8 protein-coding genes, 2 tRNA genes and 3 pseudogenes are annotated in these 18,921 nt (G+C 39.1%); 6 read left to right on the top strand and 7 right to left on the bottom strand.

Annotated features, from left to right (window positions below):
• Positions 1-120: 120 nt before the first annotated feature.
• Together ACFIK1_RS00810 and ACFIK1_RS00805 are read right to left on the bottom strand one after the other, a co-directional pair.
• A complete protein-coding gene (locus ACFIK1_RS00810) occupies positions 121-3,246 on the bottom strand; it encodes an autotransporter outer membrane beta-barrel domain-containing protein (RefSeq protein ID WP_375661853.1) in 3,126 nt (1,041 codons plus the stop codon).
• A 676-nt stretch (positions 3,247-3,922) separates the two neighbouring features.
• Positions 3,923-10,444 carry an autotransporter outer membrane beta-barrel domain-containing protein gene (locus tag ACFIK1_RS00805; protein WP_375661852.1) on the bottom strand — a complete coding sequence of 2,174 codons (6,522 nt, stop codon included), beginning with the start codon at positions 10,442-10,444 and terminating at the stop codon, positions 3,923-3,925.
• Between the two features lie 197 nt (positions 10,445-10,641).
• Between ACFIK1_RS00805 and ACFIK1_RS00800 the strand changes: the two genes are divergently transcribed.
• The 5 genes from ACFIK1_RS00800 (at position 10,642) to ACFIK1_RS00780 (ending at position 14,490) form a co-directional block, all read left to right on the top strand.
• The gene (locus ACFIK1_RS00800; RefSeq protein WP_375661851.1) at positions 10,642-11,592 is read left to right on the top strand and encodes a siderophore ABC transporter substrate-binding protein; all 951 of its coding nucleotides are present in this window, start codon (positions 10,642-10,644) and stop codon (positions 11,590-11,592) included.
• A 105-nt stretch (positions 11,593-11,697) separates the two neighbouring features.
• Positions 11,698-12,654 carry an ABC transporter permease gene (locus tag ACFIK1_RS00795; RefSeq protein ID WP_375661850.1) on the top strand — a complete coding sequence of 319 codons (957 nt, stop codon included), beginning with the start codon at positions 11,698-11,700 and terminating at the stop codon, positions 12,652-12,654.
• A gap of 67 nt (positions 12,655-12,721) precedes the next feature.
• Positions 12,722-13,597 (top strand): iron chelate uptake ABC transporter family permease subunit, encoded by an 876-nt coding sequence (locus tag ACFIK1_RS00790; RefSeq protein WP_375661849.1) that lies wholly within the window; start codon positions 12,722-12,724, stop codon positions 13,595-13,597.
• Positions 13,594-14,352: an ABC transporter ATP-binding protein gene (locus ACFIK1_RS00785; RefSeq protein WP_375634197.1), complete on the top strand. Its 759-nt coding sequence runs from the start codon at positions 13,594-13,596 to the stop codon at positions 14,350-14,352. The genes ACFIK1_RS00790 and ACFIK1_RS00785 overlap by 4 nt, the downstream gene beginning before the upstream one ends.
• 64 nt (positions 14,353-14,416) lie before the next feature.
• Positions 14,417-14,490, top strand: a tRNA-Gln gene (locus tag ACFIK1_RS00780).
• Positions 14,491-14,625: 135 nt separating this feature from the next.
• Here ACFIK1_RS00780 and ACFIK1_RS00775 read toward each other — a convergent pair.
• From ACFIK1_RS00775 to ACFIK1_RS00765, 3 genes and pseudogenes are all read right to left on the bottom strand, one after another.
• Positions 14,626-14,831: pseudogene (locus tag ACFIK1_RS00775) on the bottom strand (DNA adenine methylase); the annotation flags it as partial.
• Between the two features lie 1,238 nt (positions 14,832-16,069).
• Complete coding sequence (locus ACFIK1_RS00770) at positions 16,070-16,201, bottom strand: hypothetical protein (protein WP_375612406.1); 132 nt, start codon at positions 16,199-16,201, stop codon at positions 16,070-16,072.
• 181 nt (positions 16,202-16,382) lie between these two features.
• Positions 16,383-16,772: a VOC family protein gene (locus ACFIK1_RS00765; protein WP_375661848.1), complete on the bottom strand. Its 390-nt coding sequence runs from the start codon at positions 16,770-16,772 to the stop codon at positions 16,383-16,385.
• Positions 16,773-17,033: 261 nt separating this feature from the next.
• Here ACFIK1_RS00765 and ACFIK1_RS00760 point away from each other — a divergent pair.
• Positions 17,034-17,107: transfer RNA gene (locus ACFIK1_RS00760), tRNA-Gln, on the top strand.
• A gap of 181 nt (positions 17,108-17,288) precedes the next feature.
• Here the strand turns inward: ACFIK1_RS00760 and ACFIK1_RS00755 are convergent.
• Both ACFIK1_RS00755 and ACFIK1_RS00750 read right to left on the bottom strand, forming a co-directional pair.
• Positions 17,289-18,754 (bottom strand): annotated as a pseudogene (locus tag ACFIK1_RS00755) (replicative DNA helicase).
• Positions 18,711-18,921 (bottom strand): annotated as a pseudogene (locus tag ACFIK1_RS00750) (late control protein); the annotation flags it as partial. The pseudogenes ACFIK1_RS00755 and ACFIK1_RS00750, both read right to left, overlap by 44 nt.

Below are 18,921 nucleotides of genomic sequence, written 5' to 3'. Positions count from 1 at the left end.
AAAGATATGCAAAGTCACACTCTCGTAAAAATGCTATAACACAAAATGAATAGATAATGAGAAAAAGCCACAAGTATAACTTGTAGCTTTTTGAAAGATTAATCAAAAACAGAAATAATACTAGAAATGATAACGCAATCCACCTGAAAAACTCGTTCCAGAAAAACCAGCTTTCGTTAGTTTGTGCTGATAAACCAAATCGCCGTAAAGCGCAAAATTTTGAGATAATTGGGCATTAAAACCTAATCCAGTTTCTAACGAAGAACCAAAAGCACCTAGCTGAAAAGCATCTTTAAAATGCACAAATTGTTTTCCTTCAAAACCATGAGCAAGATGAAGCTTGCCATAGAAAGAAACAACCTGAGCCTCATCAGTAGCAACCAGCCTCTTTGTTAAACGTCCTCCAACACGCCCTACCCACTGATGAAGTTTTCCTAAATCAATATCAAAGCCGTCCACATCACGCACCTTATTAAATTGAAGATATTGATAAACAACCTGAACTTGCGGATCAAAAACAAAACCGTCCTCCCCCACCATAAACGTTTTACCAGCAGTTAATGAAGCACTTAAAGGGAAACCCTTTAATGTTGCCGTCTTGCCCCGTGCAGTTGTTAGAACATCACCTTTAAACAAGCCGTAAGACACAAGACCATCAACGTAAAAACCTGCATCATGCTGCATACCACCATATGCCGTAACTGACCATTTATCAAATGTACTTTTTTGACTCTGCTCAACATTCAAAGGTTGCAAAGAAAATCTCTCGTAAGCCCCGATAATTCCAAAAGAAGTGGAACCATACATATTTTCGATTGCTTTCAGCAAAACGCCTGCCTCTATGGCATTATAATTAAACTCGCCGCCATAACCATATTCAAGCGCGGAAAGATTTGAAGTATAACGATGATTGCCGCCATAACCGCTCACAAAAAAGAGAGGGTTTTCACGACTTTCTAATAAGCCCCCAGAAGTAATTCGCAAAGCTTCTAACCGCTTATTTTGATTGTTAACATTCATCAAACCAATATGACGTAAGGCATTAGGCAAAAGGAGATAAGTCGGAACCTGCGGAACAACAGCCTTAACGCCCGGCTTAGGACGAGGATGAGGCTCCGGAGCTGGTTCTGGAGAAGGTTCTGGTCCCGGAATTGGCTTAGGAGCAGGATCTGGTTTAGGTTGAACATCAGAATCTATAGACCTACTTTCAAGGCGGAAATCCCAAAAATCTCCGCTCCCTTCAACTAATCTCTGATCCATGTTTGCTTTTCCTAAATGAGACCCTGGACCATAACTATAAAGCTTATACTGATAAGGTAATTTATCTAGTGCTACATAACCACCTTCCAACTGAAAAGAATCTTGCTCTGCTTGTCCAGAAACCTGAATGATTGAAATACCTTCATCATTTCCTCCCCTTCCCGTGTATCCTCCTGGACTTCCTGAAACTCCATGCACTTGTAGTTTTGTTTTTCCCGAAACATCACCATGAATTAAAACACGATCAGTCTTTTGATGATCAAGAGCACCACCAGTATTCAGATAGCTATTAAGGGAAATAGAGGCACCGTCCCGTGCTCTATAAACTTCACCCTTTCCCTTTCCAATACGAAGAGTTTGATAATCATCAGCAGAAGAAGATTCATGTCTTTTAAAATTAATAGAGCTCTCACCCATAAGACTAACGAGTGAAATAGAAGAATCATGAGCAGCCCCATGTTGATCTTTTTGCACCTGTTGTGGTAAAATCCATTTAGAACGGCCTCCCAAATAAAGTTCGGCATTAGAATTTTTATCAACGTGTGTGCGTCCTTCAAGAGTAGAACCGTCAGCCAAAACCGTTATAGAAGCCCCTTTCTCAGCTCTTAATAAAAAATTCCCTGAACGAAGAGCGCTTTTCATCAAACTCACCGCACCAGAAATAACGTTTTTACCATAAAGAGCCGTATCGTCTAAAACAGAAAACTCTGTTGTATCCAAATTAACAACTTCCAATCGTGGTGGAGCTTTTTCTTCCTCTAATGAAATCTCTTCTTTTTTACCTCCACCTTCGCTCCATGGCTTCTCTCCCTGAAAATAGATACCATAAGATCCCTCACCCTTTACGGTAACAGAAGAGGATTTCATATTAACTTCAGTCACAGGAATTTTTGAATCAGAGTCCTCATTTGATAAATCTTTAACTTCCTGCAGAGGAATAGAATCAACTGTATTTTCTAATAATATGCCATGGACATCCATAGCACGAATAGTAGTACCTTTTAAATTAACAGTCCCCTCTAAATCCGTACGCAAAACCGCATGATTATCCGAATTTTTTTCTTTACCCTTCCCAGTAATTTTAACATCCTCGAGATTTACTTTTCCACCTAACATCGAAGAAATCCCGTGGCTATTCATAAAATCAACTGATCCACCTGACATCCAAACTTCTGAATGATCATAACTTAAAATGCTTGCGTTCCCATTAGCGGTCTTAATTTCTGTATCCTCTAAAAGAACAAACGAATTCTCTGTTGCATCAACACCCTCATGGCTTTCCTTAATCTTGCCATTTTTTACCTCAATCACGCCATCACTCGCACGAAGGGCTATAACTGTATTTTTGATAATCGGATCTTCCAAAGCAATCTTACCGTTCTCTAATACGTGCACCCCCATTAGAAAAGTTTTATCAGCAACTTGACTACTAACCGTTACATTCTTCCCGCGAACTTCTGTACCTATTCCTTTAACCGTTATAGCAGTAGGATCATCAGGATAGAAGGAAGCGTTTTCATTCGTAATTTTATAAGATTTATTATCAATTTTAGACTCCCCGCAATTATCGCATATATAATACAACCCATTATAGTAATAAAACCCAGGACTCACATCTCTTCCATCAGAGTCTGCATCTTTAACAGAGTTATCTACATTATTCTTACGCCCACTCTCTCCAATCTCTCCACTCAGCTTACGATAATCGCTCCCCCCACGAATACCCTCATCGTTATTGCGAACAGGAATCATATTAGGAGGATAATAATTATCCCCACTTTCTCCACCAAGAGGAAGCTTATGCTTATTACTCCCGCTAAGATGAGGAGAAGAATTAGCAGAGACAACTGGGATAACCTTTATAACATAAGGTTTACTATCCTTCCCCTCTGCAGCCGCATAAACTTCTCTTCCATTTTGAAGCAAAGAGAGGATAGCTGTTGTACAAGCACATAAACATAGATGATTTCTAAAAACTTTAATCATAGTTCCCTCGAAACTTTCCTTCCCCTCTCATTAAAAACAAAAGCACTTACAAAACACCCCATTGCACACCTCAAAAATACGAAAAGTGTAACAAAAAGAACATGCCTCATGCTCATCTGAACTGTGCAATGAATTATCCCAATACATTTGGCAGAAGCTCTACGCCAAAACCACCTATAAGAGAACAATTACAAAAACACACTTTATGAGTGTATAATGCATTCTGTATTTCGTGTAAAGAAAAAATAAAACCAGTGCGTGCAATTAATTAAAAACACAATCAAACCTTGTGATCTTTAAAAATTAATCCACAAGGAGATGAATGAAACAATGACTTAAATCAGTAGAAAACAAACTCTCAAAAACGAGCTTTAGAAAACATCAAATATTATATTAGATAATATCAATACAGTACCAAAAAGAATAACGTAACGCATACCGGTCTGCTGAACGCTTAAAAAGCCGATAAAAGCGAGGCACTCTATCGCATCAGTAGCAGCATAAATTTTAAGAAAATTCGCTTTAGCGGAGAAAAGTGCTCTCATGCATAAACAAACTATGTCTTTTTTGCTCAATCAAGAAGACGAGATTTTTTAAGAACAACACAAGTTGTTATAAAGAAAAAAGGCAGCACAATGTGCTGCCTTTTCTAAAAAGGTACATAGTGTACCTTATATTAAAACTGATAACGTACTCCTCCGGAAAAACTTGTTCCCGAAAAACCAGCCTTATTAAGCTTATGTTGATAGAGAATATCAGCATGCAGAGAGAACTGTGGCAACAATTTGGCATTAAAACCTAATCCAGCCTCTAGAGAAGAACCAAAAGCTCCTAACTTGAAAGCATCATTGAAATGCACAGACTGTTTTCCTTCAAAACCATGAGCAAGATAAAGCTTACCATAGAAAGCAACAGCATTCACGCCTTCAGAACCTGTAGGAATCTTGGTTAAACGTCCACCAACACGTGCTACCCACTGATTAAGGTTACCCATTTCAATATTAAAATTGTCGATATCACGGGCCTTATTAAACTGGAGATGTTGATACACAACCTGAACCTGCGGATCAAAGACAAAGCCCTTATATCCTGTCATAATTGTCTGACCACCAGCTAAAGAAACACTCAAAGGATTACCTTTTAATGTTGCTGTTTTACCCCGTGCAAGGGTGAGAACATCACCTTTGAACAGACCATAGGATAAAAGACCGTCGACATAGAAGCCAACATTATGCTGCATGCTACCATATACCGTAGCAGTCCATTTATCAAATGCACTCTTCTGACTGTACTCAACATTCACAGGCTGCAGAGAAAGTTTTCCATAAGTTCCCATAACGCCAAAGGATATAGCACTGTCAGCATTTTCAATAGTTTGCAGCAAAACACCTGCCTCTACACCATTATAACTAAGATCACCTCCGTAACCATATTCAAGTGCGGACAGATCTGAAGCATAATGATAACTTCCACCATAGCCGCGCAAGTATAAAGCGGGATTTTCACGAACCTCTACCATTCCTGTAGAAGTCATCCGTAACGTCTCCAATTGCTTATTTTGATTGCTAATATCCATCAAACCAGCGTGGAATACACTATTAGGCAAGCTGAGATAAGTTGGAACCTGTGGAACAACAGACCTTACAAATTGTTCAGGAAGGGCAGCAGATCCAACAGACTTAACATACTGATTTTCTAAACGGAAATTCCAAAATTCTCCACCATCCTTAACAAATTTCTGCTGAACATGCTCCTGTTTCGAAGTCGCTTCTGGAGCATAAGCACGAAGGGTGTATTTGTAAGGTGAGTTTCTCAGTGCAACATAATTGCCATCGAGTTGGAAAGAGTCTTTCTTCGCTTGACCATAGACCTGAATAATTGAAACAGTATGAGCAATCTTGGCATTCGCTTTACCATCTCCTACATTGCCCGCATCACCTCGTACATGTATTTTTGTTTTTCCAGAAACATCACCATGAATGACAAGCCGATCAGTGACTTGCTGATCACTCGGATCACGAGGATTTAAACGCGCATTGAGATGAATTACAGCATTACCCTGTGCCGCATAAACAGTTCCTTTCCCATTTCCAATATGGAGAGTCTGATATTTGCCTTCAGATTCCGAAGATGCAAAATCAATAGCACTATTTACAAGACTTACAGAAGAAATGCATGAATCCACACATCCTGAATCTAGAGTCCCCCAATTCCTCTGTGCACTTCTTTTTAGAATCCACTGTGAACTATTAGCCAAGTCTAATTTTGCATAAGAATTTTTATCAACGCGAACACCGCCTGTAACAATAGAACTGTCAACTGAAACCAATATGTTCGAATCATTCTCGGCTTTTAATAACAAGTCACCAGCAAGGGTTGTTTTATTTTCTAATGAAACACGACCACCAGAATTATTACCATAGATAGCTATACCATTTGCAACTTCAAAATCAGTTTTTTTCAATGAAATTGCCCCCGTTACGCCTATAGTTGCATTCTCCTGTTTGGATACAGCGCTTCGCTTAACAACACTTGTTTGCTCAGTTGCTAAATCCTTACTTCGATTTTGTTGACTCGCTTCCTTCTGTGTTCCCCCATCAAAATATATGCCGTAGACTCCGTCACCTTCCACTTTAACAGTAGAAGACTCGATATTTACGTGATTCATAGTAGAACGAACGTCAGAGGATCTCCTTTTCCTAGAAGAACCCGTCTCAACAGCATCCCCACTCTTCATAACCCACACAGCATGGGCATCAGTAACAACATTTCCGTTCTTAAAATCAACAGAAGCATTATCACTCACCAGAAAAGCTGCACGCTCTAAATTCTCTGCTGAATCTAACTTATTCTGCGCTTTTTTCGCAGTAATGCTAACTTTGTCTAACTTAACGCTTCCCCCAGCCTCTGACCTCACAGCCACTCCCTTTGCCAAAGTAATAGCTCCAGTATTCATTGTTATCTCACCAGCCTTACTCGCCAGACCAGCCGCAACCAAATCTCCCGTTACGTTAATTGTTGTATCCTTTAAATTAACAGATGATCCAGAACCCGCCAAAGCGCCCACATAAAGCGCATCGACTGTCCCATCATTCATCATAACCTTTCCGCCATTTTGCGCTTCAAGCCCAATTACAGAAGATTGGATTTTTGATTTCTTATCCAAAACAACTTCTCCATTGTCTTCTGCAAGCACAGCACTCACGCGTTTTGATGTAGCAAAATCAACATTAGTTTCACTGTCAGAAAAATCTGCACCACTAATGATAGCTCCCTCTAACTTAATAACCGTATCCTGATTTTTTACATGCATAGGATGCTGAGTTTTATCACTTGCCTTCAACGTAAAGTTTTTTATTGTCCGCGATTTACCATCACTACACAAATAAGTAGTCCGTGATCTCTCCTCACCATTATTCATATCATCACATGTAGAAGAAATCGCTTCCTTAGAAGGAACATCCCCATTAGCAGAATGGCTAGGCACAAGAATACGCCCAACAGATCCCTCAGAAAGCGCAACAGGTTTTGCAGAAGCCTCAGAAGTAGAAGGCTTCGTGGAAGCTGCTGATTTTATAGGTGTAAGCATATTCGACACAATATGATACCCAGATGTTCCAGAAACCCCATCTGCCGATATCACAGAAATCCCACCTGTATCAGATCTTACAAGATTAGTAGATGTATCCCCCCCAGATACAGTAGAAGTAACAGGAGATTTAGTAGAAGAAGGAGTCGATACTACTTCAGACGTTCTAGCCTCCCCCTGATCAGGAGATGCATCTCTTTCAGATCCAGTAGAAGTAACAGAAGATGTTGTAGAAGACCCATTTCCAGCTTCTTCATGACTTACATCACCTATAGATGCGTCCTCCCCAGATCCAGTAGAAATAACAGAAGACGTAGTAGGAGAAGGAAGAGACGTTACAACTTCAGATACTTCACTCACTACACCGTCAGATCCACCATTTGTAAGATCTTCTTGACCGGTATCAGATCTCAAAAGTGAATTAGGTACAGCAGGGTCTACAGATTCAGATCTCTCAGATACACCAAGAGTAACAGAAGGCTCAACAGTCTGAGTAAGTCCACCTTCATCTGTTGTCACCTCTGATCTATTTTCTGCTTCCGGTAATGGAGAAGGTCTATTTGTACCTAGAGAATTCACACCAACTATAGTATAATCACCATAACCTGTATCAGAACCATCGTAACCTGTTATATTATATTCTACTTCCCCTGCATTCTGGCGAGAATATCCACCACCAGAAAAAAGATGAACACCCGTATCCTCATCACTTGTTACCAATTCTTCACCATAACTGAAAGTTCCCTCCGGCATATAAGGATTCGGGTTCCTTCTACTTTCATTTCCATCAACAGTCTCCCCAGTTGTCACAGTCTGTAGAGGAGTAGATGAAGAACTTGATACTCTAGAAGAGTCATTTTCACCCTCTGCTTGATTTACACCACCTGTACCAGATCTCTCTACAGCATCACCTTTTAAGTCAGAACTAGAGGGGCCTGCAGGTAAGCCAGAACTGGAGGGAACTGCAGCAGGTAAGCCAGGACTAGGGGAGCCTGCAGTGTCAGGACTAGGAGGGAGTGCAGGAGCAGGCCCTCTTGCACCAGCAGCGGCACCGCTTTGCTTTTTTTCGCTAATCTCAACACTATTGAGATACTCAAGATCAGGAACTGTATCAAATAAACGAGGAACAGACTGTGTATATTCCGCTAAGACTATTTCTGATGCCAAAGGAGGTTCTACCTTAGTACCATTTGCAGCTTCTATTTTACTTTCTAACCGGTAATCCCAAACCTGTTTACTTGTTGCCAATTTATTATCGAAATACTTCATCTTCGGAGGAGTCATTGGACCGTAAGCACGAAGGATATACTGATAAGGTGAACCGCCTATCGTAACATACGCATCATTCAGCGTAAAAGAATCTCTCCTCGCCTCCCCATAAACCTGAATAATTGAAATACTCTGAGGTTTATAACCTTGAGCATCCTGACCTTGTCGATTATCACCATTTTGTCCAACTGAACGCACATGCACCTTAGTTTGACCAGAGACATCACCATGAATTAAAAGCCTATCAGATAGCTGAGAATCCTCTGATGCATCAGCCGGCACAGATGCACCGAAATAAATATAAGAATCCCCAGAAGCTTTGTAAACTGTGCCTTTCCCATTTCCTATGCGAAGCATTTGATAAGTATAATTTTGTTCATTAGAGCCACCTTGTAAAGGCAAAAACGCAAAAGTAGAATTGTCAAGTCCTAAAAATGAAATACATGAATCCCCACAACTTCTATTACGCTTTCCAAATCTACTTTTCGTTAAATGCCACTCCGATCCATTGAACAATGAAATTTTACCCTGAGAATCTTTGTCAACATAAGCCTCACCCCTAATTATAGAATCATTAACAAAAACCGACACTTCAGAAGTAGATACAGCTTGTAAGAATAAATTACCAGAAACATCCGAGTCTCTATCTATAAGGACAGAGCCTCTCATATGATTACCTGAAATGGCTATACCATCTGGAACCTTAAGAGTAGTGTTTTGCAAAAAAACTAAAGACACCTTATTTTGTAATTGGTCATTTTGTAATTTTCTCTGTTCTTGATCATCATATTGATTATCAAAATATATGCCAACAGACGTTTGTCCTCTCAAGTTTATAGTTGAAGATTTTACAGAAGCTTTAATCCTAAAGTCCGCTTTAGCGCTTCTGTTGTCATCGGCTCCTTCCCTTGTCTTTGGTCCTAAGATTTGGGGTAAAAGATAGCTAACATAGGCCGAAGAAGCAAGAAACTCGGCACGGGGATCATCTTTTTTACTTCCATCACCGTTTCCTTCATCATCTTCTTCATCACTCTCAAAGACCCATGCACCAACAGAATTTAAAAGATTAATATTTCCATTTTTTAAGGAAATAAAGCCTCCATCTATAAATAAAAAGCTACTCATTTGCTGCGCTGCTGCGTTAGATTTGCTTTCATTGTTAGATTTGCTTTCATTGATTGTAACTCTAACTCTATCTAGTTGAACGATCCCTCCAGTTTCTGCCAAAACTACAGTTGCACCTATCGGCACAGCAACCTTCCCCGATTTCATGTCTATTAATGTTCCATTGCTAGCACGCAAACCAGTTGCATTATCATCTACAACGTGAACATCCTCTTCTTCATCTTCACTACCTTCCCCCCCTTGTTGGCCCGACACATTAATCTCTGTATCACGCAACACAATAAGTGATTTATGCGCAGCCTCAGCACCCATAGTTGTACTAAAGATATGCCCTTTTTCCATAATGATCTTTCCACCATATAAAGCGTAAAGCCCAGTGTCAAAATCACGAATCCATGAGCTCACTAATTTAACCTCTCCATCTTGTGATGCAAATACAGCGCTCCCATATTGCGGCCTTATATCCTGCTCAGCCTCTGAACCAGGTTGATTCCTAAGAGATGAAGAATACAGACTAATAATTGTTGGTTTAGTAACTTCTGCTGATTCTGCACCAACATCTTCTTCAGCAACACCAATCCATCCCGCTGTTACAGCATTAGCCCCCTTTTTCCTCACCATAATCGTACTATACTTTATTGAGTGTTCTTTTCTATCACTACAAACAATAGATGATAAAGGATCAGTATAATCTTTATAATTCCCTACATTACATGCTTTGGCGCCACCAATAACCGCACCTCGATTAGCACCAGCACCAAGTCCACCAGCACTGCCAGCGTCAGGACCACCAGTGCCAGCAACGCCGCCAACGCCACCAGGGACACCACCAGGGACAGCACCAGGGACAGCACCAGGGACACCGCCAACACCAACACCACCAGGGACAGCACCAGGGACACCGCCAACACCAACACCACCAGGGACAGCACCAGCGCCACCACCAGGGACAGCACCAGCGCCACCACCAGGGACACCACCGCCATTGCTTGGGCCAGCGACTTGTGCTAAAGGAGCTGCAGGTAATCCTGCTACTTCAGGTGTAGGAGATTTTGATGGACTTCTAAAAGATGGTATTATAGATGACAATGAAGAAGATAGGCCTGAGAGTGACCAAAAACTACTCCCTATAGAAACATCTACACCTTGCAAAAAGAAGAAAGCACTTGTTGTCAGTGCGTACAAACGTGTACGCTTTTTAAATACATTGATCATATGTCAAACTTTCTAAATAATGTTGCAAAAACACTAGAATTAAGTGAAAATGAGGTAAGTGAACGATTTGTAACATATGTCAGTCAACTTTACAACATAGTGTTATTTATTTACGCTTCATTTTGTGCATAAAATACCAAAGTTAAGTTTTTAAGTGCGCAAACCTTTGTAATATTAGATAAAAGGATAAAATCACGATGATAAAATATATGAAATGGATGACTTCTATTTTACTGGTTGCAATCAGCTTTGCAACGGTTTTGTGGACTCATACGAGTATTGCAAATACGAGTACCCAGACAAATGTAACGATTGATCATGTTTCAGGAACGACTTCTGTTCCCACTTCTCCGCAAAAGGTTGTTGTGTTTGATCTTGCCTCGCTAGATAATATGAATCGCCTTGGTATCCAAGCAGTTATCGGCCTTCCTGAAGGAAAAAAACCTTCCTATCTGCAACAATTTGACGATGCAAAATATGAAAGAATTGGAACCGTTTTTGAGCCAGATTATGAAAAAATTGCCACTCTTCAACCCGATTTGATTATTATTTCCTCCAGAACTCAAGCAAAATATAAAGACTTATCCAAAATAGCCCCAACAATTGATCTAACCGTAGAAAACGAAAATTCTCTTGAAGATATAAAACGAAATGTGTCTATCCTTGGAAAAATTTTTGGTAAAACACAAGAAGCAGAAAAGGAAATTGCAAAAATTAATGAAGCTTTTGCTGAAGTCCGTAAAAATACCCAAGGAAAAGGCACCGGGCTCATACTCATGACCTCTGGTGGAAAAATCAGTGCTTTCGGACCAAAATCACGTTTCGATATTTTTCACTCCGCTTTTGGAATTGCTCCTGCAACCGATAAACTTACCGTGCAAAAACATGGACAACTCATTTCTCCTGAATTCATTCTTGAAACCAATCCTGATTGGTTGTTAGTGATTGATCGCGATGCAGCCATTGGACGGGAAGGACAATCCGCAGCACAATTGCTCAACAATGAGCTTGTTCACCGCACAAAAGCGAGCAAACAAAACCAAATTATTTATTTGGACTCTTGGAGCTGGTATCGTGCAAGTGGTGGTTTAACGGGACTCCTTGAAACCGCTAAGCAAATCAATGAAGCCTTTACAAAGAGCAAATAAGCGCACGAAAGAGCTTGATTGCTATATGAATAAAATTTAAAAGCAGGGGTTGTTTATGAAACAACCTTTGTTTTTTTATTAAGTTTTAAGAGAAAATGATTTAACGTGAAGAATTACTGGATAACCATAACACTTTTAATTTTCCTGTCTATCCTCAGCATTTTTGTTGGTTATTCTGATGTCACACCTTCTAACCTTTTCGCAGCCGATCCCCATGCGTGGCTTATTTTTTGGCAAACACGTCTTCCTCGTACCATTGCAATCCTTTTAGTAGGCGCAGCACTTGCACTTTCAGGCATGATTATGCAACTATTAACACGCAATCGCTTTGTCGAACCATCAACCACTGGAACCATTGAATCTGCTTCCCTTGGCATTCTTTTTATTATGATTTTTTGGCCCAATATTCCTGTTTTAGGAAAAATGGTCGTTGCGACAATTTTTGCCATGGTAGGCACTTTACTTTTTATGTTTTTATTGCAACGCATTCCTCTAAAATCTGCTCTCATTGTACCTCTTACAGGGATTATGCTAAGCTATATTATTGGCTCTTTAACCAATGCCATTGCAGATTATGAAATGTTACTTCCTTCTCTTCAAGCTTACTTATTTGGCAGTTTTTCGATGGTTCTTGAAGGAAAATATGAACTCTTATGGCTATCTCTTCCCCTTTGTATTCTGGCCTATTGTACTGCTGATCGCTTTACGGTTGCAAGTTTGGGAGAAGATTTAACCAATAACCTTGGATTGAATTATCGTGTTGTCATGTTTTTTGGTCTTTTTATTGTCGCCTCAATCACTGCTGTTGTTGTGTGTACCATTGGCCGTATTCCTTTTGTTGGGTTGATTATTCCAAATATTGTTTCAAGTTTCATGGGAGATAATATGCGCTATACCGCTCCTTGGGTGGCCATCAGCGGTGCAGGATTGGTCTTGATTTGTGATCTTTTAGGACGAATCATTCATCCCTCTCTTGAAATTCCCATCAGCACCATAATGGGTGTAATCGGTAGTTTTATTTTTATGATACTGCTTTTACACTGGAGAAAGCGTCTTGGATAGAAGAAGAAAAACAATATGTGTACTAACAACACTTATCATCATAGCATGCACTGTCATTAGTCTTTACATGACGTGGAATATCAATGTTCATACATGGAAATTTCGTCTTACAAAGCTTTCCTCTCTGCTTCTTATTGCCTATGCAATAAGCGTTTCCACGGTTTTATTTCAAACAATCGTTAATAACCGTCTTCTTACCCCTTCAATTATGGGATTTGATCAGCTTTATATTTTAATAAAGACTGCCCTAATGTATTTTGTAGGCTCTCTTTCTTTGCCCTTTTTGAATGAAGAAGGACAGCTTGTTCTTGAAGCCCTCATTCTTATCCTTTTTTCAATAAGCCTTTTTCGCTGGCTCTTTTCAGGAAGCCTAAAAGGGCTTCATTTGACGCTTTTAATCGGTGTTGTTTTAGGCGGATTTTTTTTCAGTTTACGGATGTTTATGCAATTGCAACTAAATCCAGACCAAATGATGAATTTAACCGATATTATGTTTGCAAATTTTAATAAATTCAATACACCGTTAATAAGCTTTGCCACAATCATTGTCCTCATTGTGAGTCTGATTGGATGGCATTCCCGTCATCTTCTTGATATCTTGGCTTTAGGACGTGAAAATGCCCTCAATCTTGGCGTTAATTACCACAAAAGTGCGACAGCTGTCCTTATTTTTGTTTCCATTCTCGTATCCATTTCCACCGCATTGGTAGGCCCCGTCACCTTTTTTGGACTGTTAGTTGCCAACCTTTCCTATGAACTTTCTCCTCAAGCAAAACACAGTATTGTTGTTCCAATTGCAATATTATTGGCTATTATTTGTCTGGTGGGGGGACAATTTATTTTAGAACAAATTTTTCATATGGCAGGGCGTTTAAGTTTTATCATTGAGTTTTGTGGGGGAATTGTTTTCTTAATGTTACTGATGAAGGGAAAACTAAAATGATTGAGATCAATCATCTTTCCAAAGCTTACGGAGCACGATTGATTATCGATAATTTATGCCTTCATCTTCCAAAAGGGGGGATTATTTCTCTCATTGGGCCCAATGGTTCCGGAAAGTCCACTCTTTTAATGCTGATAAGACGTCTTTTGCCACACCATAATGGGACAATTCATATCGACGGCTTTGATATTGATAAAATGCCCCTCGATATTTTGGCTCAAAAACTCTCAATTCTGCGTCAAGAAAATCCTTTGTCTTTTCGCTTAACCGTGTACGATTTAGTGAGTTTCGGACGCTATCCTTATTCAAAAGGCTGGTATACACATGAAGATAAACAATTTATCGACAGTGCACTACGCTATCTCGGCTTACAAGATTTAAAAGACCGTTTTTTAGATGAGCTTTCTGGCGGTCAGCGTCAACGCGCTTTTATAGCAATGGTTATCTGCCAAGACACTGATTATCTTCTCTTAGATGAACCATTAAACAATCTGGATATGAAACATGCGGTTTCTATGATGAAGCAATTACGCCGCACAGCTGATGAACTGAAAAAAACCATTCTTATTGTTATGCACGATATTAATTTTGCCTCATCTTACTCAGATATGATTGTTGCATTGAAAAATGGGAAAGCGGCCTATTGTGGGACTCCAAAAGAAATTATGCAACCAAAAATTCTTAAAGACATTTATGATGTCGATATTCAAATCAAAACAATTAATGACATCCCTATCGCTCTTTATTATCGATAATCATAAAGATTTTTTGCGCTTGCATGCACTATAGAATCTGCTAGGGATAGTAAAATTAGCTTGTTGGGGAATAGTTTAATGGTAGAACAGCGGACTTTGACTTCGTCAATCTTGGTTCGAATCCAAGTTCCCCAGCCAGTATTTAATGATTGTAGCTTGTCATCGGGTTTTGTATAATTTGAAAGCAGGTTTTGCATCAATTTATTTTTTCAAAGGATCTGCAAAACTTTCAAGGGTCATTTAAAATCCCTTTAATGCATATTTTCTCTTCCTCTAAAAATTGCAATTTGAGATGATAAGCTCTTGAGCCGGTGCGGATTCTTTGAACCACATGTATAAGATGTGCCAACCTCTTTTATCTTAAATTGGCTAAAGATTTTTCGGATCTGAGACACATCATTGAGAGAGAAGAATTTTTCTCTTGCGCAAGCAAAGCAAACATTGTCTGGTAATCCTCTCGCAAATAAATCCTTTCCATAGTAATACACGTATATCTGGCTCTGTTTATGGGAAAGCCTTATCTAATAGCTATAAACCTATCTAAAGAGAGAATTCAAAAAAGAAAGCCGAGCCAAATGATATGACGCGGCTTTCAGATATTGATTATAAGATTCAAATGAATCATCCACAATGGAGTAATAAATTCATATATACAAAACGTATCATATTGCAAGTGCTCTATTTAGAAATATGAAAACTTATCAAAAGAAACGTAAATGATAGCTATGATTTTGATATCATTCATTAGCATTATAGAATCTATAAACGCTTGGTAACTTTATCAATCCAATCAAAAGAAAATGCATCTTAAATGAATGTTTTCTCAATAAGGCTTTCATAAGTATCTTTTCATTTTGCACTCAAATGTAACTTCTTTGCAAATTAACCAGCTCAAATTTGAGTTGGCAAAATTAACCAATCCAATTTTGGAGGCGTTATCTTTAGAATAGCCATCTTTAAACATTATAGCTTTTGACTCAAAATTGAATAAAATCCCATACCTTAGATGTTACAATGGTTTTGAATTTTGCTGCCTCATCTTTTTTCAATAGGTGCCCCCCAAATTTGGGGGGAGCTCATTTGGTTTCGTATTTTTAATGTAACTTTTAAAACGTTTTTTTCTCGCTTGCTTGCGTTATATCATTGAAATGCTTTCAATTTCATAAGACATAACATTGTGATTTTCATTCTATATTGTGATGATAGTATCTATATAATGCCTGCCTATCATTTACTACTTTTTAGTAAGTGTTTTTAAAAATGATCTTGTCTTTAAATCCTTTTATGCAATCTTTATGAACTAAATCTATAAGCTTATGATAGTTTCAAACGATTATTCCTTTTAAGGTTACACTCAAATAAAGAGCAAAACACATCCATTCTTAAACGTATGCAATTTATGTTATCGATAATTCCAAACGACTGAAATTTAAAACAATGTGATTTGTGCTGTGATAAAAACGTATCATAAAATTTATGACCTGTTATGAATGATAACCGCTTTTCATTTCATTTGAATGCACCTATGCGTTATAGTATTTGCATCATGATTTGCTTTTTATAGTCTATACATCCATGGCAATCTTATATAAAAAATGATCAATTCAAACATGCATAAAAGTAGGGATTCTTAAGTGGATTCATACAAAATAACTGCACTTAATATATTGATTTTATTAGTTTTTATGTACAAAACCTTTTTAACTTCATAAAGATATCAATTTCCTTGTAAAAAATATTCCTCCCATTCCAACAAAAGACTCCACATAAGGCGATAAGGGATAGCTTCTATGATTTTACAAGTACTGATCGCTGGCCATGCAATAACGCCGACTGATGTCCAAGCCAATTAGACCGCCTGTGGAAACAGGCAGGTTGTGGGGCTGAATATAGTGGAACAGCACCGAACGGATAAGCCACGCGTCGTAAGTAAGCCTCTTAGCTTGCATAGCTTATAGGTTTTGGAAACAGACAATTATTATAATTCAGGTATTATAATTCAGACAATTAAAGATCAGATCTCAAGCTTTTTAATCCAGTGGACAAACACGAATAATATCTCCGTCTGGATCTTTGATTAGGAAGGTACGTCCAAATACATCAGTATACGGTTCCTTCAAAACATTTATCTCAACAGTGGTTTGCTCTTTCCATTCCGCATAGAGCTTATCTACGTCCTCTCCAGTAGGCAACATAATGCCGATTTCTGAAAAACGAGGCACATTTTCCTCAGGCTTATCGCCCCCAGACCAGAGAGCAAAGAGAGCATCCCCCGAAGAAGCAAATGCAACATAGCGTGGCGAGGTAAACACAGGTTCTTTCATGAAGATGAATTTGTAAAAAGCCGTAGAATACTCTATGTTTGAGACGTATACCAACTGTAGGTTTGGGGTAACAGGATAAGTAGGGATATTACTCATAAATTCTCCATGATTTAGTAGTAACTGCCTGACATGATACACCTATATTAGGGAATATTCCAAAAAGAGTTTATGATACCTCCGTTCGCGGTGTGCTCTATTTATATATTTTTACTCGCTTATTGCTATATGCTAAAATATCGAGGACGCCCCTACTGGGATTATAATGATATCCCTATCGCTCTTTATTATCGATAATCTAAAGATTTTTTGCACTTGCCTACACTATAGAATCTGCTAGAAATGGTAAAATTGGCTTATTGGGGAATAGTTTAATGGTAGAACAGCGGACTCTGACTCCGTCAATCTTGGTTCGAATCCAAGTTCCCCAGCCAGTTGTATTTGTATGTAGCTGTAGCTTGCCAGCGGGTTTTGTATAATTGTAGCTTGCCAGCAGGTTTTGTATATTTTGACACTAGGTTTTGTACCAATTTATTTTTTCTCAAAGAGTTTTAAAGGATCTTCAAAGACCTTTCAAAGGGTATTTAAAGCTCTCTTTAACGCATTTTTCTGCTCCTATTTTTCCAAATCACTAAAGCATGTAAAGTCGGATTGAAATGCAAGGGGGACGATTCCTGTCGGACCATGGCGTTGCTTTGCTATAATAACCTCGGCTTTACCCTTGGCTTGCTCCATTGCCTCTTGCCATTTGTTATACTCAGCAGTGCCTTCTTTGGGTTCTTCATTTTTGAGATAATATTCTTCACGATAAACGAACAGAACAATGTCGGCATCTTGCTCGATTGAACCAGATTCACGTAAGTCGGAGAGTTGTGGACGTTTATCGGTTCGGTTTTCAACTTGACGCGAAAGTTGTGACAGAGCAATGATGGGAATATTGAGTTCTTTTGCAAGTGCTTTTAATCCGGTGGTAATGGCTGTAATTTCTTGAACGCGATTTTCTAATGAACGCTTTGAACCGCTTGTCATGAGTTGGATATAATCGATAATCAAGACATCTAGACCATGTTGTCGTTTAAGACGCCTTGCACGGGCGGCCAATTGTGCAATAGACACACCACCTGTTTGATCAATATAAAGAGGGATTGTTTGTAAGGAACGCATTGCGTAAATGATGTTGGTAAATTGCTCCTCTGAGATATTACCACGGCGCATATCAGAAGAAGAAACCTTTATTTGCTCTGAGATAATACGAGTTGCAAGCTGTTCAGTTGACATCTCAAGTGAAAAGAAACCTACAACGCCCCCTTCATTTTCTTGGCTGTTATCATGACGCTTGCAAGCATTGGCAATATTAAAAGCAATATTGGTAGCCAGAGAGGTTTTCCCCATTCCAGGGCGTCCAGCTATGATAATCAAATCGGATGGCTGTAGCCCCCCCCCATTTTTTCATCAAGGGTTTTGATATGGGTAGCTATCCCTGAGAGCTGTGAGGAACGCTTTTTTGCAGCGCTTGCCATGTTAAGTGCTTTTGCAATGGCTGTATCAAAGTTTTCAAACCCACCCCCATATTTTCCTTTTTCGGCGAGCTCAAATAACTGATTTTCAATCGTTTCAATTTGTTGGGAAGGTGTAAGTTCGACAGGCGCATCAAAGGCTGTATTGGCAACTTCATTGCCAAGATTAATCAAAGACCGGCGGATAAATAGATCGTAAATGACGCGTCCATAATCTTCAGCGTTAATAATAGTGACTGCCTCTGTGGCTAAGCGAACAACATACTGGTATACAGTAATATCTCCAACTTTTTCTTCCATTTGGATATAGGGCTTGATTGTAATGGGGTTTGCAAGATGACCCTTTTGAATAATTTGTAAGACAATCTCAAAGATCTTTTGGTGTAGCGTTTCAAAAAAATGTTCTGCTTTGAGAAAGTCTGAAACGCGATCGAGTGCATTATTATTAATCAGGATTGCTCCAAGCAATGCCTGCTCTGCTTCAATATTATGGGGAAGTTGACGAAAAGAAGAAGCAAAATTATCTCTTGGATTTTCTGTTTTTAGCATGTTCAGTGTTCTCATTGCTTTCTTTTCCCTTGTTTGGTGCCTCGAGTGTGATTTCTGTTGTGTATCCGCTTTGTTTTTCATAGCAGTGGGTGACAGTGGAAGCTTTCCATGGTCCATTGATTTGCCCACGAAACCCTTGAAGGATGAGAGGTTGATCCGCCATGATTTCAGGGCGTCCCTCT

It is taken from the genome of Bartonella sp. OC16QHHD (genome assembly GCF_042194035.1).
Classification (GTDB): Bacteria; Pseudomonadota; Alphaproteobacteria; order Rhizobiales; family Rhizobiaceae; genus Bartonella.
This window is presented reverse-complemented; position numbering and strand designations above follow the sequence as displayed.